Source organism: Rothia sp. 27098_8_27 (assembly GCF_041432805.1).
GTDB classification, from domain to species: Bacteria; Actinomycetota; Actinomycetes; order Actinomycetales; family Micrococcaceae; genus Rothia; species Rothia mucilaginosa.
This window is the reverse complement of record NZ_JAPWAJ010000001.1, coordinates 85202-108485: the sequence shown is the minus strand read 5'-3', so window position 1 is coordinate 108485 and position 23284 is coordinate 85202. Positions and strand designations below refer to the sequence as shown.

Below are 23284 nucleotides of genomic sequence, written 5' to 3'. Positions count from 1 at the left end.
AGATAGCAGCCTACAGAAGGGGCGGTGAGAGTTTTTCTCTCACCGCCCCTTCTGTGTGCCCGCTTTATGGTACTGGCGCTACTGGGTGCCGTTTTTAGCGCTGGTGATGTTTCCAGTTTTTGTTTCTCTATTGTGTGGTCTTTTTTGGGGTTTGGGCTTTGTATAAAGCCAGGGCGTAATTTTTGAATTTTTTGTCTTATAACTCTCATCGGCATGTTTTTCTCGTGTTTTCGTTGATTGTCTAAGACGCGGGTTGGTAGGCTGAAATTGCACTTCAGCTTACCGCTGCTACGGGCCTTCTACGATGTGGATTCGGTGCGGGCTCAGCGCGGTGGACTGTCACTCATTTATCCTCTCAACTTCTTTTCTCATTCGCCCTCTTTCATGCAGAAAATTCAGATTGGATAATGATGTCCTCCTTCTTTAAGCCTGCTCGTGGCACGCACCGAAAGGTTGCGGGTGCTTCCCTGGTTTTGGGTTTGTCTCCGCTGCTGGCTTTGACGCCGGTGGCGGCCCAGCCGGCGCCCACCTCCCCCGCCCAGCAGGCAGATACGCAGCAGGCTGGCAAGCAGCAGGCAGCACTTCAAGCAGCGCCCGTGCAGAACGCACCCGTACAGAACGCTCCTGTGCAGGGTGATAAGCAGGATGCTTCCCTGCCGACTCTGCGCGTGTCCAGCGGCTCCCTCGACATTCTTCACGGCGGTACCGTGCACGTGGAGGGTACCGGGCTGAGCCCCGAGTTCTTGGCGCATCATGAGCTGCGTAGCCTCACGATTGCGCCGAAGGGCTCTTCGACCTACGCCAACCCCTACCAGAAGGTCGATCACCGCGGCCTTGTCTTTGACGCCCCGAAACCGGCTGCTGACGGCAGTTTCAGCGCTGACCTGACGGTTCCGGCGAATAGCCTACCGGCAAACCTGGAGTACGAGGTCATTCTGACCTACCGCCCCGTGGATGAGGCGCACCCCTATGCGTGGAACACTGAGGACCGCGTCCGTGCGGCGCTGCCGGTGGAGTTCAACCTCCCGAAGGCGGCGCTCCCCTCCATCACCTATGATGTTTCGGCTATTTCTGAGGAGCAGATTGCTTCCGGTCAGCCGATTGAGGTGACGCTGACGGGTACCGGTTTTCAGGATGTCAGCTCCGTGAAGTTCACCCTATCCGAGCATGATGAGCAGGGAAAGGTCACGAACGATAATGTGGCTTCGCTTGGTGAGCTGAAGGCACCGGATACGGAAGAGAATCAGCGCATTTTCGAGGGCCTGATTCCTAATGGCTATTTCCAGAAAAAGGTCACTATCCCCGCGGGAGTCTTGAAGTCCGGTAAGGGGTATTCCCTGGGTGTTTCCGGTGTAGAAACCCACGGGTGGAATAAGCTGTCGCGCAAGTTCCCCTTCGTTCCTGTGGGCAATAATCCTGCGCGCATGGCGTATCAGGATAATTCGTTCAGGAATACCCTGCCGAAGGTATCTGTTGCTGCACAGGATTTTGATCCCGGTCAGGACCGTGTCTATAAGGTGACTATTTCTAATATTTCACCCGAGGTGGATCTGGGGTACTACCTTGATTCTGTGGCGATTTATAACGCTACCTCTGGTGAGCAGGCATATTTTGCGAGGAATGATGTAGCGGGCCAATACTATAAGCGTGACGAGCTGGTAACCCGCAACGCTGACGGTACTCTGACCGTGGAGGTTGAGTATAAGGTTCACGGCGATTCCTACAATAGGCCTTCTTCCCGCGGTTCAGTGGCTGAAGTGCGGGCGGTGTTCTCGGACTCTGAGTATTCGTACGGTAGCCATAAGTTCACGGTGAACGCGCAGCTTCCGATGGCTCCTCTTGCCGCTGATGCTGTTGATTCGGAGAACCCGGGGAATGTTGAGTTGAAGGTCGATTCGGGAACCCTCAATATTTCTCAGGGTGGCACGGTGTCGGTGACGACTTCCCCGTTGAGCCCCGAGTTCCGTAAGAAGTACACTTTCTACGAGCTGGCTCTGGTGGAGCGCGGGTCGGTGTACGTGTATGCGGAGCACAATAGTTATGAGCCTCTCGACGAGTACGGCGGAATGCTCAAGGATTTGGTGCATCAGGTGCGGGAGAACCCGGACGGTAGCCTCACCTACACGTTTAAGGTTCCCCCGCAGTACGTTGAGGCGGCGGACGGCGAGCTCTTCGATGTGGTGATGACGTACTACCCGTCGGATGAAACTGAGCCGGAACCTTCGAGTAGGTCGAACCGTTTGTATGCCCGCGCCCATATTGATACGGTTCAGGATGCGCAGCCGACCCGTGGGACCTACACTTTCAGTCAGTCCGCTATCGATGACCCGTGGAAGGATACGACGCTGCGGGTTGAGGGACGCCATATCCTCTCCCAGGCTAGTGAAATGGTTGGTAATGATTGGCCGGTCATCGCTATCTATGAGGCTGACCCTGCAACGGGAAAGATGGTGGGTGAGCCTGTGTTCACTCAGCGGGTGGACTACACGTACTACGGGGTTAACACCAGGTGGTTCCGCAATAACTATTTCAGTGCGGAGCTGAAGATTCCTGCGGGTACGTTGAAGCCGGGCAAGCTCTACTTTATTGGTATGTATGGGAACGGGTTGCCTTACCCCGGCATGGAAGATTCTCCGGGTTCTATGCTGAATGATGTTGCTGAGTTCCTTCCGGTGCATTCTCCCGAGCAGGACTCTGCGGGGCCCACGCTGCACCTTGGGTCGGTGGGCCTGAGCCCTTATGCGCAGACGAACTTGTTTACGGCGCGCGCTACCGGGCTTTCTGATCCGGGTGAAGGATCGTACCGCCTCTCGGTGCAGCATGTTGATGAGCAAGGGCGTTTGACCGGTCAGACGGTGTTCCAGCAGGCGATTCCCGCCGATCGCATCCAGGATGGCAGGGTGGAGCTGAATCTGACGATTGCTCAGCAGCTGAGCTATTCGGGTGCTTATCGTCTGGTTTTGGAGAAGGTCACCCCCGGTAAGGATGGTGCCGGTGAGTCGGTAGAGCAGCTTGCTGTCGAGGATATTCCTCTGAAGCTGACGCGTGAGGATGAGTTGCAGGCGGCTGAGCAGTGGTTTGCTGAGCGTGATATTTTGCCTAATCCTTCGCCGATGTCCTGGCATAGCGGTATGACGCGCCACGATGTGACGGTGTCGCTGTACCGCCTGGCGGGTTCCCCGAAGGTGGAGCTGCCTGCTTTTAGCCCGTACGCGGATGTGGCAACGAACGACCCGGACTACGCCGCGTACATTTGGGCTCGTCAGAAGGGCATTACCTTCGGCTGGGCGGATGGTAAGTTCCACCCGGAGGCGAAGCTTTCGACCCCGTCGACGGTGGCGTTCATGTACAGGTACCAGAAGGCGATGGGTCAGGTCACGCCGAAGGTGCCGACCTCTGCCTCGTTGCCGCGTAGCTCGTCTGTGCCGGGCAACCAGGGTGCGCCTCGGAGTGCTAGCGGTTGGCAGCATAAGGTTCGTCAGGGTAGCGCTTTCTGGCGTGAGGCTCAGTGGGCTGTTGATCACCACATGTGGGGTTACCGCGTTGATGGGGAATACGTCTATGAGGACTTTGATAGGTCTTTCGTTTCCTCTGGTGATTTGAAGTTGATGCTGTATCGCATGGAGCACGGCGGCAGCCACCTCAAGTAACGCCCGGTCGTGGTGAGGGGTAACCGGTGGGCTGGAATGTTCGGATTAGTTCGGCTTTTCAGCCCGCCGGTGCCACCCCTCCTATTTGTTTCTCCAGAATGCTACTTCTCCCCTGTTTTTTGGGGGTCTTTTCACGCTTTATCCGCTCGACGTCTTCGCTCACTTCATATACTCACTCACTTCAATCACCGTATAAATTTTGTAGATGGGATTATGATGTCTTCATTCTTCGCCCCACGAGGTGCCCCACACCATTCTGATACCCCGCGCCACCCGGCGAGCGCCCGCGCGCTCAGCCTTTCCCTGTTGCTGGGTTTGAGCCCGCTTGCCGGTATCACCCCGGCGGCACTCGCAACACCGGCCCAGGCAGCACCTGACCAGCCGACTCAGGTTGCACCCGCTCAGGCAGACCCGGAACAGACGACCCCCGTCTCTCCCGCTGCAGCTCAAGAAGATGCTGACGAACCCACATATTCGCTTCCGGAGGTAGATGAATCTCGCCATCCTGAAATGGAAGGGTTTACAGTCTCTCCCGAGACTCTCAACATTACTCGAGGAGGCACCGTAACGCTGACGACGCCTCCGCTCAGTGCTGAATTCCGTCAGAATTACGAATTCTACGAATTTTCTCTGGTTGATCGCGGTTCTTCGTACTTCAAGGCCGCGTATGCCCGCATTGACGGATATGCCTACTTTGGCTACCTCTTTGACCGTGAGCCCAACCCGAAGCAGATGGTAGAAAATCCGGACGGGAGCTACACCTTCTTCCTCAATATTGGGCCGTACATTATTGAGGCTGAAGAAGGCACTCTTTTCGACGTTATTCTGACGTACCACAAGAAGGGCCACCGGGAGGATTTTTGGCCGTCCGAATTCCGTTTTGTGGCGCGTGCACCTATTAATGTTGTGCAGGACCCTAAGCCGACTGAGACGACGTACATTTTCAGTGTGCCCGCGATTGATGACCCGTGGAAGGATACGACTCTGACGATTGAGGGGTTCCATATCCTTACGAGCGGTAGTCGAGAGGGCAAGGATGGCCCCGCGCTTCTGGCTTTTTATGAAGTCGACCCGAAGACCGGAAAGATTGTAGGCGAACCAGAATTCACCACTCGGATTCCGTACCCGGCTTCTCGTAGTGGAGAGCGCGTTTATTTCCTGAATTGGCATTTTAAGACGTCTATTACGATTCCTGGGGGCACGCTTAAGCCGGGTAAGGTCTATAAGATTGGTTTCTACGGTAAAGACCGTCCGGAGGATGAGAATTACCCCGGTGAGTTGCTGAATGATGTTGCAGATTTCATTCCGGTACGTTCGCTTAATAAGGAATCGGCTAGCCCTGAGATGTTTCTGAAGGCTACGACGGTGAGCCCTTATGATGAGGAAAATATCCTTCAGGTACGCGCCGTCGGCTTGAAGAAGCAGCCTGGGGTCTCTTACCGTTTCTCGGTGCAGTATGTTGACGCGCAGGGACTTCTGGCCGGTCAGAAGACGCTAGTGCAGGAGATTGCTGCTGAGAACATCCATGACGGCACGGTGGATGAGAAGCTGAACATCCCCGGTGCACCGATGAATTATGACGGCTCGTACAGGCTCTTCTTGGAGAAGGTGACTGCTGGCAAGGACGGTACGGTTGAGTCGGTTGAGCAGCTTACTTCGAAGGATCTGCAACTGCAGTTTACGAAGAATAAGGAGGTCAACGCCGCCTGGGCATGGTTTAAGTACCGTCAGGTTCTTCCTGAGTTTTCTTCTTTGAGTGAGGGACGCGATATGACGCGCCGCGATGTGACGGTGGCGTTGTACCGTCTGGCGGGTTCCCCGAAGGTTGAGCTTCCGGCGACGAGCCCTTATGGAGATATCGCTCCGGATGATCCGGACTACGCGGCGTACATTTGGGCTCGTCAGAAGGGCATTACGTTCGGTTGGGCGGATGGGAATTTCCACCCGGAGATGAACATGCACAATTATTCGACGGCGGCGTTCCTGTATAGGTATCAGCGTTCGCGCGGTATGGTGTCTCCCGGCTTGCCGACTGCCGCACCGCAGTCTCGTAACAGTAGCCTGCCGGGGTCGGATGAATCTGAGGTGAGCGCTAACCCATGGGTTCTGGATTTGGAGGAGGGTAGCGCTTTCTGGCGTGAATCTCGGTGGGCTGTTCAGCAACGCATTTGGGGCTACACCGGGGATTGGGAACACGAACGCTTTTTCATGGAGACAACGTCCGTCTATGACTTGGCGTTGATGCTATACCGCATGGAGCACGGCGGCAGCCGTCTCACATAGTGTCTCTCCGTGGTGTTAGCCATTCTGGTTGGCTTTCGTCAAGTAGGCGACTTTATGGCTCTGTTTATGTGCCATTTTTATTGTGGGTGACTTTTATATTGCCTTGCCCACCGCATTGTGAATATTCTCAACCTGCAGAGGTTGCATAGGTGCGAATTTTTCGAATGCGGTGGGTTTTCCTTACTTTCTTTTTTGTACAGTGACCAGCATTTGTGCTTATCAGCACAATATTTAGGCATATTTTCCACGTCATGCACATACTTTTTAAAGCTATACTTCACCTTAAGACATGCGATAAAACACACAGGCATTTTTCGCACTGATGACCTTTCAGGTTCCAGCATGTCTTAACTATTTGCTACGGTGTTTATGCGCACCACACTCGATGCGTGACACCGATAAAAACTGATTGGATAACAATGTCCTCACTTCCCAACCACATGCGCTTTGCGCTACCCAAAAACATGGCTAAGAACGGCTGCGCCCTCACTTTGGCGGGTGCCATGCTCTTGCCCCTCTCCCCCGCGTTTGCGGCTCCTGCTGCTACTCCGGTAGCAGCCCAGGCTGTTGCACAGGGTGAGGTTCAGGGTGCTCAGCGTCTGCAGGTTACCTCCGGCACTTTTGACATTCTCAAGGGCGGCAACGTGACGGTTAGCGGCTCTGGTTTCTCCAAGGACTTCGTTGAAGGCAAGTCGTTCCGCCTGTACGTTGTTCCGAAGGGTGAAAGCGTTGCTTTCCCGCCGCACCGTCCGCGTGATTACCCCGTCTATGTTCAGGATGTTCCCGCCTCCGCCTTTGCGGCTGACGGCACCGTGAATCTGACCGCTTCTATCGGCGCTAACTATCTGGAGGCCAATGGCTCGTCCTTCGATGTTGTGCTCGGTTACCGCGATGACGCTGAAGACGGCTGGATTCCCGCGGATGAGGTTCGTACTGAACTGACGGTCGCGGATGTTCCCGCCGTTGATTCCCCCACCCTGTCGTACGGCGCTTCGTCGGTGAACGCTTCTGAGAACACTAAGGTCACCGTGAACGGTGCTGGCTTCCAGAACATTTCGTACAACGGTAGCGAGTCGCTGATTGTTGCGGTTCGTGCGGTTGATCCGGCGACCGGTAAGGCGACCGGCCCCGCGCTGGCTCAGTCGGAGGCTAAGTTCACCTCCTACTCTGCTTTCTTTGGTCAGTACATGGGTTACACCAACGGCCGTTTCTCGACTGTTCTGGACATCCCGGCGGGCACCCTGAAGTCTGGTAGCTCCTATGTTGTGCAGACTTTCGAGTTCAACGTTCCGGAAGATAACGATGAGGCGAACAGCCAGGCGCTGAGCACTCAGGCGTTTGTTCCGGTGAACGGCGAGAATGTTAAGAAGGAGTCTCCTTCGGTTTCTTTGAGCACTGACAAGGTGGATCTGAGTTCTTCGACCACTATCCGTGTGAAGGGTAAGGATTTCGATGTCCCCGCTGGTGCTACCGTGAACGTGCTGTTCTCGGCTGCTGAGGCTGACGGCAACCCGACCGGTGAGGCTCTGGAGAGCATCACTCTGAGCGCTGACCGTGTGGCGACCGGCGCGTTTGAGACGACCGTTAACGTTGACGGCACCAAGCTGGATGCTGATAGCCACTACGCTATTTTCGTGACCGTGAACTACGCAGATGGTCAGAGCGAGCGCATCGCGGCTGATTACCTGACTCTGACTGGTGAGTCTGCGAACAAGAAGGCTCGTGAGCGTTTCGCTGACGTTCCGGCTGCTCACGCGAACCACAAGGCTGTTCTGTGGGCTGCTGATCAGAAGCTGATTGATTCTCGTGAGAAGGATTGGTTCGGCGTTAATGATGATGCGACCCGCGGTGATTTGACTGTTGCGCTGTACCGCATGGCTGGTTCCCCGGAGGTTACCCTGCCGGCTACTAGCCCGTACCCGGATGTGAAGACCGATGACCCGAACTACGCTGCGTACATTTGGGCTCGTCAGAAGGGTATTACTTTCGGCTGGTCTGATGGTAAGTTCCACGCGAATGCGTCTGTCTCTAATGCTACTGTTGCGGCGTTCCTGTACCGTTTTGATGGTAAGAAGCCGGTTGCTGTGACTGAGGCGCCGTACACCGATGTGAAGGTCGGTTCTGCGTTCTACCGCGAGATCACTTGGGCTAAGCAGCAGAAGCTGCAGGTCTTCCCGGGTTCTGAGTACCACCCGTCTGCGCTGGTGAGCCGTGGTGAGCTGGCTGGTTTCTTGATGAACTACAAGGTCCGCTAGGGCTCTATAAGGTTCACTAGGGCTTTATAAGGTTCGCTAGGACTAATCTCTAGGGTCTAGGGATTATGCCGGGCTGGCGGCGATGAAACGTTGGTTTCATCGCCGCTGGCCCGGCTTTTCTGTGCTCTTGCGGGGTGTTTATGAGGTGTCTGCAGGGTATCTATAGGGGGTGTGAACGGGGCTGTTGTCCGCTGCTATCCTGCGGTTTTTCGGGGTATTTTTGCCGGTTGCCACGCTAGTGTGGGCTGTACCGCATGTGGGGCGCGCCTCATGCAGTACCCGCTATTGGGTGGATTTTTGGGGTGCTCCACTCCCCTTTTTCAAGAATGTTCCATGGAGTGTAAATTAATATTTTTCAAGCTGTGGTTTATGCTTAGGACTGTTGCGCCCCCTTGGTGCGCACCCTTATCCGGCTGGGTGCGTAGAACTAGAGGGAGCCCAGCACACACCGATACATCAACCACATTGAGGATTTATGTCCCAGGATTTTAAGCAGTCGTCTGATACTGCCCATAATTCTTCTGCACCTCTGCTGGCACCGGAGGGTACCCCCGATACTTCTTCTCAGGATGCCGCTAAGAAGCGTAAGCGCCGCCGTATTGAGCTGGCTGTTGGCGCTGTGGCGTTGGCGGGTGTTTTGTATCTGCCGTTCTCACCTCTTTTCTCTTTTTATGATTCGTCGGAGGCGCGTCTTTCTTCGGCGGATACTGCTGCGCCGACGACCGCTTCGGCGACTTCTACTTCTGCTCTGGTGTCGAGTTCTTCGACCCAGGGCCCGAAGATTCTGCGTCCGTCCGTGACCGCGCCGGATGCGAACACTATTTTTGCTGATGCCCCTGAGGATTCTGCGTACTATGCGGGTATCCGTTGGGCTGTTCGCACCCAGACGATGGAGCCGGTTTCTGAGGACCAGTTTGGTGCTGAGGATCCGGTGACTCGTGGCGAGCTGATCACTATGTTCTATAAGCTGGCGGGTTCGCCGGCGGTGACTCGTCCGGAGCATTCGCCGTATGCGGATGTTGATGAATCTGACCCGAACTATGATGCGTACCTGTGGGCGCGTCAGGAGCGTATTACGTCCGGTTGGGTTGATGGTATGTTCCATGCGGAGGCGCGCTTGTCGAATGCTTCCGCTGCGGCGCTTCTGTACCGTGCTGATGGTGCGCGGAAGATTCAGATGTCGGGTACTTCCCCGTTTAGCGATGTTTCGTCTGCGACTCCGTTCTACCGTCAGATTGTGTGGGCGTCTCGCCATGGCGTGTCAACGGTGTCTGAGAGTAATGCTTTTGAGCCGACGGCTCAGACCTCTCGTGGTCGTGTTGCGATGATGATGTACCTGTACTTCCGCACTTCATAGTTTTCGCACTTCCTCGTTTCACGCTTCGTTTTAGTGCTTGGTTAGTGTATTTGGCCGCCCCGTGTTCCCGAATGGTTTTTCTGTTCGGGAGCACGGGGTTCTGTTTTCGGGGTTTAACGTGCTGAGTTTAGCGTGCTGGGTTCAGTTTTTAGCAGCTGGTCAACCTGGGAAAACCCTCAGAACCTTCAAGTCTCTCTTGAGTGTTTCCTGACTTCTATTCACCCCTTTGATAGGGTGAAATTGTCCCCGAAACTAACGGGGACATTCGACCACTTCTCATTGGGTTGGCGCAGATTCGACGAAGATTTCTCACTCCCCTTTTAGAAACTGCATTGGCGCGATGGGTTCGACCAATAAGGAATGATTATGTCCGCTCTTCCGAATTTCAAGGCTTCGTCCTTCTTCCGTGCAGCACGGGGTTGCGGTGCATTGGCGTTGGCTGGCGCGATGGTTTTGCCGATGTCTCCTGCGCTTGCTCAGAATGTTGCCGCGGATGCTCCTGCGGCGGCTGTTGCTGGTTCCCTGCCGGATGATCGCGTCCGTGAGAATCCCACTGATACTTCTGATGAGTTCTATCCTCACTTGAGCTACAACGCGTTGAAGAATACTGATAAGGATCAGGTTCTGGACTTCTGGGGTTGGGGGTTTGAGGGTGATTTTAACTCCCCGAAGGGTGTTCAGATTGTTGTGCGTGAGAAGGGCTCGAACACCCCCGCCCTGGCTATTAGCGACATCATCGAGTACAACGACCCCGAGTATTCGTCCCAGTACCAGCATGGGCTCCTCAACGGTAACGTTAAGATTCCCGCTAACACCCTGAATAAGGCAAAGCAGTACGTTGTCGAGGTATGGGGCAACAACGGCTACCAGGAGGGTAGCGAAGACCTGGTGACCCCCGTTGTTGGCAAGGCACCCGAGGGCCGCGGTACTCTGCTCGCTTCTCAGACGCTGAACTTCAATGGTTCTGACGGCACGACGGCTGCGGATGTTCCGGGCGCTAAGGCCACCCAGGAGGACGCTCCGACGTTCGAGGTTCTGTACGACGGCAAGGCTCAGCTGCTGTACACCTTTGAGGGCGGTACCGTCCACGTGAAGGGTTCGGGTTTCACTAAGGAGTGGCGTGAAAAGCACGGCAAGGTGGCGGTTTACCTGGCCGCTTCTCAGGGTGTTCCCGACGGTAGCCTACTGCCCGCTGATGATACGCCGCTACGTTTTGAGGAGGGTAAGGACTTCACCATTGCTGAGGACGGCACCCTGGATGCTCAGCTGACGGTCAAGCCGGACGTGCTTCAGCGCTACTATGAGCCTCGCTACTACTTCCCCGGTATCCCGACTTACGATGTGCGTTACGAGGTTGACCTGGTTGCTGAGCAGCAGGGTCAGCCCCAGCTGACCATTGAGGATCTGTGGGCTGGCAAGAATGTGATTCGCCGTATTGCAGTGCAAACTCAGGCGTTCCGTCCCAGTCCGTTTGCCCCCAAGGTGGAATACAAGGCTCTGGGCGATACCACCACTGATCAGGACATTTACTTCTCGGGTACCGGTTTCTACGGTGAGATTCACTCCGTCAAGGGTGTTCAGTATGTAATCCGTGAGAAGGGTTCGAACACCCCTGTTCTGGCGACCAGCGACATCATTGAGTACAACCACCACGATCGTGCCTTTGAGTATGTGAACGGCGTAGTGAACGGCACCGTGAAGGTTCCGGCTAACACTTTGGATGCTTCGAAGAAGTACGTGGTGGAGGTCTGGGCTAATGACGGCTACAGCGAGAGCGGCGAGTTCCTTGCCCCCGTTGTGGGTAAGGCGCCCGAGGGTCGCGGTGAGCTGTTGGCTTCTCAGGACCTGAATTTTAAGGGTTCTGATGCGTCCAACACTGATGATAAGAAGCCTAGCCTGACCGATGAGCAGCGCAAGGAACGCGCTACCCGCGGCGAGTTGACTGCGGCACTGTACGCTCAGGCTGGTAGCCCCAAGGTGAATCTGCCGGCAGTCTCCCCCTGGCCGGATGTGAAGACTACCGACCCGAACTATGCCGCCTACGTATGGGCCCGTCAGAAGGGCATTACTTTCGGCTGGTCTGATGGCAAGTTCCACGCGGACGCTGGTATCTCGAACGCCACCGTTGCGGCGTTCACTTACCGCGCGGCTGGTTCTCCTGCGGTGACGGGTAATTCCCCCTACGTGGATGTTAAGCCTGGTTCTGCGTTCTACCGTGAGATTGTGTGGGCTAGCCAGAATTTGGCGTCTGCGTATGATGGTCACTATTTCATTCCTCAGCAGTTGCTGACTCGCGGCCATCTGGAGACGGTGCTGGCAGCTTTCCAGTCTCGATAAGCTGGCTCAGCTGATCGACTAGCTGCACGCATAACCCCGTGTTCCTAGACAGGTTTTCTGTTTGGGGGGCACGGGGTTCAGCGTTTAACAGCTACTCACTGTGTGAGATTTTCCAGAACCTTAAAGCGTTCCTTGAGTGTTTCCTGACAACTGTTCAACACTTTGCTAGGGTGGGAGTACTCCCGAAACCGACGGGGGTACTCAACCACTTTCTCCTTGGGGAAGAACAGGTTCGATAGCGATTTTTATAACCGCCAGCGAGCCCCCTACAGCCCTCTAGGAGAAACGACTTTAAGGATGTCTTATGTCCTCACTTCCGAACTCTAAGTCTTCATTCCTGCACGCGGCTCGCAACTGCAGTGCACTGGCACTGGCGGGCGCGATGGTCCTGCCGATGACCCCGGTTCTCGCGCAGGATGCAGCACCCGCCGCAAACGCACCTGTGGCAAACGCGCCGGCCGCTAATACCCCTGCAACCCAGAATGTTACGGATGAGCCGTCTTTCACCGTTGATTATGGGGAGTACGACTTCCTGGATGGTCGTGACTACTTCAGGAAAGAAAGCGACGCCCTGTACACCGGTGACTACAACGAAATGACGGTGAAGGGCACCGGTTTCACCAAGGAGTGGCGTGAGCAGCACGGCACCGTGGTCGTCTATATTGCTGCTACTCAGGACCGTCCTGGTAATGTGGAGCCTTCCACGTCGATGCTTCGTTTTGAAGAGGGTAAGGACTTCACCATTGAAGATGACGGCACCTTTGACGCTTACCTGAAGATCGATCCCAACACCGTGGAGAGTTACTACCCCCTCAAGGAGTATTCCCCGGATACGACTCTGGAGAAGGTGCGCTATGAGATTGGCATCCTTGCCGAGCCTAAGGGTCAGCCGCAGTCGACTGTTCAGGATATTTGGGCTCGCAAGAATGTTGTTGCCCACCAGGGTCTGAGCACTAAGGATGATCGCCCTGGTACGTTATCACCCATGTTTAAATACGATGCTCTGAAGGACACCACAAAGGATCAGGAGTTGCTGATTCAGGGTGTGGGTTTCCATGGGGATCTCCGTGGAGCAGAGGGCATGATGTACCTCATTCGTGAGAAGAGTACCGGCTCCCCGGTCCTGGTCATGAGCAATATAAAACACTACGGCTACGATAAGGAAACCTACTCGAACACGCTGGAGGGAGGTTTCGCTTTCGTCACCATCAAGATTCCGGCGAACACTCTGGATCCGTCCAAGCAGTACCTCATTGAGGCGTGGAGCGACTATGGCTATGTCAGCCAGCCGGATAAGACTCTCATCACCCCGTTGGTGGGTTATGCGCCGGAGCACCGCGGTGTTCTTTTGGGCAGTATGGATTTGAAGTTTGAGGGTGTCCAGCAGTTCACGCGTGCTCGTACGATTGATATAGGACGTGAGTACTTTTCGACGCATCTTTACGGCGATGAGGACAAACAGCCCGCTACCCGCGGTGAGTTGGTTTCCTACCTTTATGGGTTGAAGAATAGCCCCAAGGTTGACCTTCCTGAGGCCTCTCCGTGGCCGGATGTAAAGACTGACGACCCGAACTACGCCGCCTACATTTGGGCTCGTGAAAAGGGCGTTACCTTCGGCTGGTCGGACGGTAAGTTCCATGCGGATGCCGGCATTTCGAACGCTACCGTTGCTGCGTTGACCTATCGTGCAGCTGGTTCGCCGGCTGTGCAGGGTGTTTCGTCTTTCCCGAATATTACGCCGGATTCCGCGTTCTATCGCGAGATTCTATGGGTGACCCAGCAGGAGATTATCAATCCCGACAATGGCACGTTTGATTCAACGCACCCCGTGACTCGTGGCGAGCTGGAGTGGATGATGTACTACTTTACGACTCAGTTCCTTCATCCTGAGCAAAATTAATTAAGTAAGCCGGGCTGGCTCTAGCCTCAATGCCCCGTGCACCTTGAGAGTCTTCTTCTCACCGGGTGCACGGGGTTCAGCTTTTACCGGCTGATCAACCTGTGAAACGCCTCAAAACTTTCAAGCTTCCCTTGAGTGTTCTCTGACATCTACCTGAGGGTTTGATAGGGTGAAAATGTCCCCGCAACCGACGGGGCTTTCAACCACTTTTCTCATAGGGTGTGTGCAGATTCAACGGCGAATTCCCTACCCGCCATTGAGCCCGCAGAGCCCTGCGAGAAACAACTTTAAGGATGTCTTATGTCCTCGCTTCCGAACTCTAAGTCTTCATTCCTCCTCGCGGCTCGGAATTGTAGCGCTCTGGCGTTGGCTGGTGCTATGGTTCTGCCGTTGGCCCCGGCGCTGGCTCAGAATGCAGCTCCTGCCGCTGATGCTGCTGTTGCTGCCGCTACCCCGCAGGTAGCCGACCAGGACGCTGCGGCTACCCCGACCCTTGAGGTTTCCATCCCTGACGGTTACAAGTACGACGGCGTGAACCCCTCCCTCGTCACGACTGAGGGCGGTACCATCCATGTGAAGGGTGCGGGTTACACCAAGGAGTGGCGCGCTCAGCACGGCACCGTGGCGCTGTACATTGCCCCCGCGAACTACGCGCCCTCCGGCTACGAGATTCCGACTTCGAAGATGTTGCGCTTTGTGGAGGGTCAGGACTTCACCATTGCCGATGACGGCACTTTTGAGGCTGATCTGAAGGTCGAGGCGTACGATCTTGCCGCCTACTACTTCGTCGATGACGATTACGCCCAGGATCCGACCGGCGGCACCAAGTACGATGTCCGCTATGAGATTCACGTGGTTGCTGAGCAGAAGGGTCAGAAGCCGCTGACCACTCAGGAGCTGTGGACCAGCAAGAACGTGGTACGCACTCAGGTCCTGAATACTCTGGGTAAGAGGGCAGAGCCGTTCGATCCTAGCTTGGCATACAACGCTGTGGGTAATCCCGCGCAGGCGCAGACTTTGTATGTTAGCGGCAGCGGCTTCCACGGCAATATCGACTCCGTTAAGGGCGTTCAGTTCGTGGTTCGTGAGAAGGGCTCGAACACCCCCGGTTCTGGCAGCCAGCGACATTATCGAGTTTAACCACCCCACCATGTACTCGGCGTACCGTGACGGCAACCTGTACGGTAAAGTGAATGTTCCGGCAAACACCCTGGATGCTTCGAAGAAGTACGTGATTGAGGTCTGGGCTAATGACGGTTACAGCGAGAGCGGCGAGCTGCTCGCACCGGTTGTGGGCAAGTCCACCGAGGGCCGCGGTACCCTGCTCGCATGGCAGGACCTGGATCTGAATGGTACGAACGGTTACAGGGATGCAAACCTGCCCAACGCGCAGGATCCTAAGAAGGACGACGACCAGAAGCCTGCTCCTTCCGATGAGAATCTGAAGACTCCGGCAACTCGCGGTGAGCTCGCAGCTGCCCTGTACATTCAGGCGGGCACCCCCGAGGTGAAGCTGCCTGAGACCTCCCCCTGGCCGGATGTGAAGACCGACGACCCGAACTTCCCTGCTTACGTGTGGGCTCGTCAGAAGGGTATTACCTTCGGCTGGTCGGACGGCAAGTTCCATGCTGATGCTGGCATTTCGAACGCTACCGTTGCGGCGTTCACCTACCGTGCGGCTGGTTCGCCCGCGGTTAAGGGCGACTCCCCCTACAGCGATGTGGCTCCCGGTTCGGCGTTCTACCGTGAGATTCTGTGGGCTCAGCAGAACAAGGTGGTACTGAACGCTAGCGGCGCTTTCGATGCTCAGCACATGGTGACTCAGGGTGAGCTAGAGACTCTGATTGAGGCGTTCCAGGCTCGCGCTAAGTAAGGTCGTTTAGACCACCCGTGCTTGCGGGATAATACCTCTCAGAAGTAATGCCCGGTCTGCACGTTCTCTTGAGGATCCTTGGGAAAGGTTCCTGTCGGGTTCGTGCAGGCCGGGCTTTACTGTGCCTAAATTTTTGAAGCCTGCTTCTTGGTAGCTATTCAGCGGCTACTTTCAGCGTTTACTTTTCAGTCAGGCTGGTCCATGCGGCGGCGGGTTCGGTGCTTGCCGAGTGCGCATCCTGACCGGTTGCCACGCCGGTGGAGACGGTGAAGTCCCACGGGTCGGTGTTCAGTGCGGACAACTTCGTTTCGATGATGAAACCGCGCTCAGCGAGCAGGGCACACAGGCGGTTTGCCGCCGAACGCAACCACAGCGATTCGCTGGCGGCGTGGGAGCAGTCAATCAGGGCGATGTTGCTGCCGTCAATTCGTGCGGTTTCACGGAATTCGCTGGCGGGGTGGTGGCGCAAGTCGGCGGTGATGTACACCTGCGCGTCGGTGGCGCGCACAGCGTCGAAGAGAGAGTCACCGGCACCACCGCAGAGGGCGACGCGGCGGATCGGCTGGTCAGCGTGTCCAGCGATGCGCAGGCCGCCGGCGGTTGCGGGCAGTGCCGTAGCGAGGCGTTCTGCAAGCTCCTTGAGGGTGACTTCTTCGGGCAGGGTGCCGAGGCGGCCGGTGCCTACCGCGTGTTCCTGCTCGTCAAGTACCTGGGTTTGCGCTTCGGTGAGCGGTTCGCGGTCAATCAGACCGATAGCGTCACAGAGTGCTTCGTTCACGCCTTCAACGGCGGCATCTGCGTTGGTGTGCGCGCCGAGCAGTCCGCATCCGCCTTCGATAAGGGTGTGCAGCACATTGCCCTTGTAGTCGCTGTCGGGGATGAACTTTGCGCCGCGTAGCAGTAGCGGGTGGTGGGTGATGAGTAGCTGCGCGCCTTCGGCTACGGCTTCTTCGGCGGTGGCGGTGAGGGCGTCTACTGCGAAGAGGACGGTGCTCACTTTGGCGGCGCCACGTCCGGCGACGAGACCGGAGGCGTCCCAGCCGGCGGCGAGCTGCGGCGGGAAGAGTGTGTGGAAGGCGTCGACGACTTCTGAGAGTGTGGGGGTTTCTAGTTTTTCAGTCATACCTCTATTGTGGCAGGTGACGCGGCAGGGCAGGTGGCGGTTTACGCCAAAGCCTGCGGTAGCGCAGGAATATTGTGCGGCCCTGCGGTGTTCTTTAGGTAGCGTGGTTTTCGAAGCGTTAGTTCGAGCCCCAATATTCGAGGAGGAATCATGACTGATGTTGTTCTTGCCGGAGGCTGTTTCTGGTGCCTGGATGCGGTGTACCGCCAGTTCCGCGGGGTTGAGGCGAGCATCTGCGGCTACACGGGCGGCGATACTCCCGACCCTGATTATCGTTCGGTGTGTTCGGGTGCGACCGGGCATCAGGAGGCGCTGAAGCTCAGCTTTGACCCGCAGGTCATTGACCTGGATACGGTGCTGGATATTTTCTTCACAAGCCACGATCCGACCAGCTGGGATCGTCAGGGTGCGGATACCGGTTCACAGTACCGTTCGGTGCTTTTCTACGCGGATGAGCAGCAGCGTGAGGCGTTTGAGCGTGCGGTGGCGCGTGCTCAGCAGCTGTACTCCTCCCCCATTGTTACGCAGATTAAGCCCCTGGGCGTGTTCTATGAGGCTGAGGAGTATCACCAGAATTATTACGCGTTGAATCCGGCGCAGGGTTATTGTGCGTTTGTGGTGAGCCCGAAGGTGGCTCAGGCGCGCCGTAATTTTGCGTATCTGCTCCGTTAGCTGTTCCGTTAGTCGGTGCGTCCGGTTCAGCCGGAACGTTTACGTTGTTCACCCCGTAGCTGTCTTTTGTTGTGTGGCAGCTATGGGGTGTCTTCGTATGCGCCCGGCTATTCATTGTTCGCCGGTGCTTTAGGGTTGCTATAAGGTGCGCCCGGTATGATGGGGGTGTCGACTCACTCCTCCTTGTCCGTTGACCTCACCGAAAGACTGCTGATGACTAGCTCCTCTTCTAAGCCCGTCGCCTTGTGCCGCCGCGCCGTGTTGGGTGCGGGCGGTGTTGGTCTTGCCGCTGTGTTGTCTGCGTGTGCGCGTACGGTGCATCCACCGGTTGATACTGCCGCCTCTGAGTCAGCGAGCGCGAGCCCCTCTGCTTCGCCGGCGTTGCCGTCTGCGAATAAGTCGTATAAGGGTAAGGTCACGTTCGATAACTTTGAGAAGAACGGCGAGTACGTTCCTGCCACGGCTGAGAAGAAGGCGCAGAACGTGCCCAAACCGCTCATGCCGGAGAAGGTGCAGGAGCTGAGCATTGACGGTATCTATGCACTGATTGGCTATTGGATTTCTAGCTTTAATTATTTGGCGTTGACGGGTGATATTGAGCCGATGAAGAAGACGGATCTTAGCACTGACTACACCAAGGAGCTTGAGCCGATGGTTAAGCTCTATGAGACGGGGCGCGGCTGGATTTATGACACGAGTGAGCCGATGTCTGTGTACCTGTTGACGGATACTCCCACGCAGGTTGAGGGCGACCGCATTCTTTATTATTGGCGTGCTCGTTCCCTGGTTGATCAGAATGGGAAGAGGCATCTGACGGAGGGTGATAACCGTGATAAGCCCATTGTGGGGGCTGAGGATTCTCAGGGTCAGGCGATGAGGATTGTTGTGGAGTATAGGGAGGGTGCTTGGTTTATGAGCACCCAGAAGGATAAGGACGCTGGTAAGAGCTCGGATTCTGCGAGCCCCTCGGCATCCTAGTGCACTAATTGCAGCTTTTTAAACCTTTCTTCGCAAAAGGATGTAAGTGGAAACATTTGATATCTATTTGCATACTTTAGGGTATGATGGGGTTGTCAACTCACTCATTTTCTTTTGTTGACTTCCCTTGAAAGGCTGATTATGACGAGCCCTTCCCCCACCTCTGCTGGTATGTCTCGCCGCGTGGCGCTGGGTGCGACCGCCGCTGGTGCACTTGCCGCGTTGACCGCTTGTGCCAGCGATATTCGTCCACTGGCTGATGGCTCGGCGTCTAACTCTACTTCCGGTTCTGCTAGTGCATCTGCGAGCGCTTCAGCTAGTGCCTCACCCAGTGCCTCGGCTAGCGCTTCGCCTTCTGCTTCTTCCGGCAAGCATTATAAGGGCCTCGTGAAGTTCGATAACTTCGAGAAGAACGGCGAGTACGTTCCGGCGACCGCCACTCATAAGGCGCAGAATGTGCCGAAGCCTCTCGTTCCAGCGAACATGAACGAGCAGAACGTTGACGGTATTTACGCGTTCGTTAGTTATTGGTTGGCGAGTTCCAACTATCTGCTAATGACCGGCGATACTGAGCCGCTGCAGAAGATTGAATCTGCGGATGCGCTGGAGAATTACCGGAATTTGACGGTTGCCTATGAAAATAATGCGGGCTGGCTCTACGGTGCGGATACTCCTATTATTCTTGAGTTGCTTTCTGATTCACCGCAGAAAATTTCCGGTAGCCGAATTCGCTATGACTGGTTGGGATACATGAGTTACAGCGCGGACATGAAGATTCACGCTGAAGGTCAGGGCCCTGATGAACCCTTTATGGAGGATAGCTCGCGGGAACTGACGAAGGTTGGTGTGGAGTACAAGGACGGTAAGTGGATTATGCTCACCGGCGATGAGAGCTCTTCTTCGGCGGCTTCCGATTCTTCTTCGAGTTCTTCTTCTGTCTAAGCACCTACCCTATAGGTATGGTCTAACGGCTTAAGATGGATTTCTCCCCCGCCTGCGGTAATGCACCGTGGGCGGGGGTTCTTTATGTCAAGACTTGGTGATGCTTTGCAGTGGTATTAGGTTGCTTTGTCATCGGCGCTAAATGACGACCGTTGATAGGTGTCTGTGTGCTTGTCGGTATAATAGGGGCGTCAACTCACTCAATTTCCTTTGTTGACTTCCTTTTGAAAGGCTGATTATGACGAGCCCTTCCCCCCTCTCTGCTGGTATGTCCCGCCGCGTGGCGCTGGGTGCGACCGGTGCCGGTGTGCTGGCTGCGTTGACTGCATGCGCTAGCGATATTCGCCCGACGGCTGAAGGTTCGGCGTCTAGCTCCGCTTCTGAAAGCGCCTCGGCCGCTACTTCCGCATCTGCTTCTTCGGACAAGTCCTATAAGGGCTTTGTGAAGTTCGATAACTTCGAGAAGAACGGCGAATACGTTCCTGCCACTGCCGAGAAGAAGGCGCAGAACGTGCCCAAGCCCCTCGCCCCGGGGAACATGAACGAAGATAACGTTGATGGCATGTATGCGTTCATTGGCTACTGGCTGGCGAGCTTCAACTATGCGTTGATGACCGGTGATACTGAGCCGATGAAGAAGGCTGACCCTGCAGATGTGTATGCGAAGAGCCTGCAGGAACTTACGATCATGTACGAGAACGATCTGGGCTGGATGTACGGTACGGATACCCCGGTTACTCTTGAGCTGACTAGTGGTTCACCGAAGAAGGCGTCCGGTAAGGGTACCCGTTACGACTGGCCGGCATACATGAACTACAGCGCCGATGCGAAGATTCACATTGAGGGCAAGTCTGACCAGCCCTTTAAGACCGCTTCTAGCCCGAATGGCAAGCTGGCGAAGGTTGCCGTGGAATACAAGGACGGTAAGTGGATTATGCTCACCGGCGATGAAGGCTCTTCTTCGTCGGCTTCCGCTTCTTCTAGCTCTTCTGCTGCCTAGGTCTTCTGTCTAGGCCCCACCATAACGGTTCAGGCATAACAGCTTGAGGTAGGCTTCTCCCCCGCCTGCGGTAATGCACCGTGGGCGGGGTTTCTTTGTGCCGAAACTCTGCGAAAATTCTGGCGGAACTCTGCGGAAACCCAGGGAACACCCAGGCAAAACCCTGGAGCTATTCGAGGGCCGCTGGAGGGTACCTCGGGTACGCTTAATGTATATACATTGACGTACTAGATGTGGTCTTTGCCTGCAGGTCGTGAGCTTCGTACTGACGGCTTTGGAGGTGAATGATCCGACGAAGGACTTCCGATGACTACTTTCTTCACTCGACGTACTGCCCTGGGTGTTGCTGTTGCTGGCGCGCTTTCTGCGTTGACTGCGTGTGCCAGCGATATTCGTCCGCTGGCTGGCGGCACCGGCTCGGCTTCTCCGTCGGAGGCGGCGGCCACCTCCGAATCTGCGTCTGCAGTGGCGTCTGCGAGCGCTTCGGCTTCTCCTTCTGCTTCGGCTGCTTCGGGTCTTCCTTCTTCGGGTAAGTCCTATAAGGGTCCGATGAAGTTCGATAGCTATGAGAAGAACGGTGAGTACGTTCCGGCGAGCGCTACGAATCCGGCTGAGAATATGCCGAAGCCTGTTCCTCCGGCGAATATCAAGGAGCACAGCGTTGATGGTGCGTACGCTTTCTTGAGTTTCTGGCTGGCGAGCTTGAACTATTTGATGATGACGGGTGACCCGGCCCCGATTGAGAATATTTACTACAAGGGCTACGGTTGGGAGAAGTATCAGAGCACAATCAAGCTGTATGCGTCGGGTGCTGGTTGGGTGTACGGTACGGAAACTCCGTATATTATTGAGCTGCTGACGGATGCTCCTCGTGAGGTGCCGGGTAGCGACAATACCCGCTTTATCTGGGAAGGCTATTCCTACATGGACCCGAAGATGATGCGGCATTACAGGAATCAGCCTGAGAAGGCAACGAGCGCTGATGAGTCGAAGAAGAAGGTGGCGAGGTTCCGTCTGGAGTACAAGGACGGCAAATGGGAGCTGTCTAGTGCCGCGTAGTTGCCGCCTTGCAGGGGGTTCTCTCTCCTCGTGACTTCTCACGCAACAAGACCCCGCACCTGGTAAAACGCTGGGTGTGGGGTCTTAATTTTCTGAACATTCGAAGTGGTCACGGGGCTATTTGGTGGCTCTCGGGTAACCTTAAAGGTGTATACATTGACGTACTGATAGGTCTTTACAGGGCGTCTACGCCTGCTCTGGCGCATGGTGTTTTTATCTGTTCTGTATTGGTTCCAACGAAGGGCTTCCGATGACTACCTTCTTCACTCGACGTGCTCTCCTGGGCGTGGGTGCGACCGGCATCCTTGCGGCGCTGACTGCGTGCGCTAGCGATATTCGCCCGCTGTCGCAGGGTTCCGGCGGTTCCTCTGGTTCAGCTTCTGATGCTGCTTCTGGTGCGGCGTCCTCTTCTGCGAGCGCTTCGGCGTCGCCTTCTCCTACCGATGATCACACGCCCGGCTCATACGTGGGTCCGATTAAGTTCAATAACTACGAGCGGAACGGCACCTACATCCCTGCGACTGCGGATGCGCCGGCGCAGAACGTGCCGAAGCCTCTGATTCCGGAGAAGATGAAGGAGAACAGCCCCGAGGGCGCCTACGCGCTGATGGGTTATTGGCTTGCGTCCCAGAATTATCTGATTTTGACCGGCGACGTTGAGCCGCTGATGAAGGCGGATCCTGCGAAGGCTTTTCTGAGGAACTCTAGGACCATGATTAAGCTCTATGAGTCGGGTCTGGGTTGGATTTACGGTTCGGATCAGCCGTACAAGATTGAGATTGCGGAGAATGAGCTTCAGCCGGTTGCTAATAAGCAGGACCGTTACGAGTGGCTTGTGACCGTCGCGTATGACGCTGCCGCTAAGTACCACATTGAGGGTGAGCCTGACGCGACTATCGTTGAGGAAGAAAAGACGATTCCTCGCACGACGAAGTTCATCATGGAGTACAAGGAGGGCATGTGGCGCATGCTCCTGGATAACAACAGCTAAATTTCCTCATCTTCTGATACGCACTACTTAAGGATTTCTGATGACGACTTTCCTTTCTCGACGTGCAGCCCTGCTAGCTGCCGGTGCAGGCGCTATTACGATGCTGAGTGCCTGCTCCAGTGATATTCGCCCGCTGGCGGATAGCTCCCCGTCTGCTTCTGGGGAGGCTTCCTCTTCAGCAAGTTCTAGCGCCTCTGCTAGCCCCTCTGCCTCCGCTAGCTCCTCCTCTGGGGGCGGTTCTTCTGCGAAGTCTTATCTGGGGCCGGTAAAGTTCGACAACTATGAGAAGAAGGGCGAGTACGTTCCCGCGGATGAGACGCACAAGGCGCAGAACGTGCCCAAGCCCCTCCCTCCGGCGAATATGCATGAGAACAGCATTGATGGTGCCTACTCTGCCTTTAGTTTTTGGCTTGCCAGCGTCAACTATCTGGTGCTCACCGGTGACGATGAGCCGTTGAAGCAGGCTGACCCCTCCGGCAGGGATGTGAAGTCTTTCCATGATTACGTGACTTTTTATGAGTCCAATGAGGGGTGGTTTTACGGTTCGGAGCATGCGCTTCAGGCTGAGATGATGACCCCGCAACCTGAGAAGGTGGAAGGCAACGAACCTCTCTATTACTGGCGTATCACGCTGTCCAAGGACCCTAATGCGATGATGCATGTTGAGGGTAAGGGCAACAGGCCTATGTACCAGAACACTTCCATGGAGCCCGAGCTTTCCAACCTGAAATTGTCGTATCAGGACGGCAAGTGGTTTACTTACCCCACCAAGGTACGCGGGCAAAGCACTGCAAGCCCGAGTGCTAAATCATCCGATGAGGCTAGCTCCAAGAACGCCTAGAGCATCTTTGCTGAGTCCGTCAT

14 protein-coding genes and 1 pseudogene are annotated in these 23284 nt (G+C 55.7%); 14 read left to right on the top strand and 1 reads right to left on the bottom strand.

Annotation, left to right across the window (positions count from 1 at the left end):
* The first annotated feature begins 410 nt into the window (after positions 1-410).
* From O3675_RS00395 to O3675_RS00365, 7 genes and pseudogenes are all read left to right on the top strand, one after another.
* Complete coding sequence (locus tag O3675_RS00395) at positions 411-3650, top strand: siroheme synthase (protein ID WP_371570212.1); 3240 nt, start codon at positions 411-413, stop codon at positions 3648-3650.
* A gap of 213 nt (positions 3651-3863) precedes the next feature.
* Entirely contained in the window at positions 3864-5933 is a 2070-nt protein-coding gene (locus tag O3675_RS00390; RefSeq protein ID WP_303937794.1) for a superoxide dismutase, read from the top strand.
* 419 nt (positions 5934-6352) lie between these two features.
* Entirely contained in the window at positions 6353-8188 is a 1836-nt protein-coding gene (locus O3675_RS00385; RefSeq protein WP_303937796.1) for an S-layer homology domain-containing protein, read from the top strand.
* Positions 8189-8663: 475 nt separating this feature from the next.
* Positions 8664-9545: an S-layer homology domain-containing protein gene (locus tag O3675_RS00380; protein WP_371570209.1), complete on the top strand. Its 882-nt coding sequence runs from the start codon at positions 8664-8666 to the stop codon at positions 9543-9545.
* Positions 9546-9911: 366 nt separating this feature from the next.
* Positions 9912-11882 carry a gluconolactonase gene (locus O3675_RS00375; protein ID WP_371570206.1) on the top strand — a complete coding sequence of 657 codons (1971 nt, stop codon included), beginning with the start codon at positions 9912-9914 and terminating at the stop codon, positions 11880-11882.
* Between the two features lie 304 nt (positions 11883-12186).
* Positions 12187-13782 carry a peptidase gene (locus O3675_RS00370; protein WP_371570204.1) on the top strand — a complete coding sequence of 532 codons (1596 nt, stop codon included), beginning with the start codon at positions 12187-12189 and terminating at the stop codon, positions 13780-13782.
* A 300-nt stretch (positions 13783-14082) separates the two neighbouring features.
* Positions 14083-15655, top strand: a pseudogene (locus O3675_RS00365) (gluconolactonase).
* Between the two features lie 178 nt (positions 15656-15833).
* Here the strand turns inward: O3675_RS00365 and O3675_RS00360 are convergent.
* Positions 15834-16778, bottom strand: coding sequence for a Nif3-like dinuclear metal center hexameric protein (locus tag O3675_RS00360; RefSeq protein ID WP_371570201.1), 945 nt, complete (start codon positions 16776-16778; stop codon positions 15834-15836).
* A gap of 150 nt (positions 16779-16928) precedes the next feature.
* Between O3675_RS00360 and msrA the strand changes: the two genes are divergently transcribed.
* The 7 genes from msrA (at position 16929) to O3675_RS00325 (ending at position 23261) form a co-directional block, all read left to right on the top strand.
* Positions 16929-17450 (top strand): peptide-methionine (S)-S-oxide reductase MsrA, encoded by a 522-nt coding sequence (gene msrA, locus O3675_RS00355; protein ID WP_371570200.1) that lies wholly within the window; start codon positions 16929-16931, stop codon positions 17448-17450.
* Positions 17451-17663: 213 nt separating this feature from the next.
* Positions 17664-18428 carry a DUF6318 family protein gene (locus O3675_RS00350; RefSeq protein ID WP_371570197.1) on the top strand — a complete coding sequence of 255 codons (765 nt, stop codon included), beginning with the start codon at positions 17664-17666 and terminating at the stop codon, positions 18426-18428.
* 141 nt (positions 18429-18569) lie between these two features.
* Positions 18570-19370 (top strand): DUF6318 family protein, encoded by an 801-nt coding sequence (locus tag O3675_RS00345; RefSeq protein ID WP_371570195.1) that lies wholly within the window; start codon positions 18570-18572, stop codon positions 19368-19370.
* Between the two features lie 238 nt (positions 19371-19608).
* Positions 19609-20370: a DUF6318 family protein gene (locus tag O3675_RS00340; protein WP_371570193.1), complete on the top strand. Its 762-nt coding sequence runs from the start codon at positions 19609-19611 to the stop codon at positions 20368-20370.
* A 306-nt stretch (positions 20371-20676) separates the two neighbouring features.
* Positions 20677-21429: a DUF6318 family protein gene (locus O3675_RS00335; RefSeq protein WP_371570192.1), complete on the top strand. Its 753-nt coding sequence runs from the start codon at positions 20677-20679 to the stop codon at positions 21427-21429.
* 250 nt (positions 21430-21679) lie between these two features.
* Positions 21680-22420 carry a DUF6318 family protein gene (locus tag O3675_RS00330; RefSeq protein WP_371570190.1) on the top strand — a complete coding sequence of 247 codons (741 nt, stop codon included), beginning with the start codon at positions 21680-21682 and terminating at the stop codon, positions 22418-22420.
* A 40-nt stretch (positions 22421-22460) separates the two neighbouring features.
* A complete protein-coding gene (locus tag O3675_RS00325; protein WP_371570187.1) occupies positions 22461-23261 on the top strand; it encodes a DUF6318 family protein in 801 nt (266 codons plus the stop codon).
* Positions 23262-23284 lie beyond the last annotated feature (23 nt).

Bases quoted from the DNA above. Each gene is read 5' to 3' on its own strand.
- O3675_RS00350 (WP_371570197.1), top strand. From the start codon at position 17,664: ATGACTAGCTCCTCTTCTAAGCCCGTCGCCTTGTGCCGCCGCGCCGTG.
- O3675_RS00345 (WP_371570195.1), top strand. From the start codon at position 18,570: ATGACGAGCCCTTCCCCCACCTCTGCTGGTATGTCTCGCCGCGTGGCG.
- O3675_RS00370 (WP_371570204.1), top strand. From the start codon at position 12,187: ATGTCCTCACTTCCGAACTCTAAGTCTTCATTCCTGCACGCGGCTCGC.
- O3675_RS00390 (WP_303937794.1), top strand. From the start codon at position 3,864: ATGATGTCTTCATTCTTCGCCCCACGAGGTGCCCCACACCATTCTGAT.
- O3675_RS00335 (WP_371570192.1), top strand. From the start codon at position 20,677: ATGACTACTTTCTTCACTCGACGTACTGCCCTGGGTGTTGCTGTTGCT.
- O3675_RS00375 (WP_371570206.1), top strand. From the start codon at position 9,912: ATGTCCGCTCTTCCGAATTTCAAGGCTTCGTCCTTCTTCCGTGCAGCA.
- O3675_RS00340 (WP_371570193.1), top strand. From the start codon at position 19,609: ATGACGAGCCCTTCCCCCCTCTCTGCTGGTATGTCCCGCCGCGTGGCG.
- msrA (WP_371570200.1), top strand. From the start codon at position 16,929: ATGACTGATGTTGTTCTTGCCGGAGGCTGTTTCTGGTGCCTGGATGCG.
- O3675_RS00330 (WP_371570190.1), top strand. From the start codon at position 21,680: ATGACTACCTTCTTCACTCGACGTGCTCTCCTGGGCGTGGGTGCGACC.
- O3675_RS00385 (WP_303937796.1), top strand. From the start codon at position 6,353: ATGTCCTCACTTCCCAACCACATGCGCTTTGCGCTACCCAAAAACATG.
- O3675_RS00360 (WP_371570201.1), bottom strand. From the start codon at position 16,778: ATGACTGAAAAACTAGAAACCCCCACACTCTCAGAAGTCGTCGACGCC.
- O3675_RS00395 (WP_371570212.1), top strand. From the start codon at position 411: ATGTCCTCCTTCTTTAAGCCTGCTCGTGGCACGCACCGAAAGGTTGCG.
- O3675_RS00325 (WP_371570187.1), top strand. From the start codon at position 22,461: ATGACGACTTTCCTTTCTCGACGTGCAGCCCTGCTAGCTGCCGGTGCA.
- O3675_RS00380 (WP_371570209.1), top strand. From the start codon at position 8,664: ATGTCCCAGGATTTTAAGCAGTCGTCTGATACTGCCCATAATTCTTCT.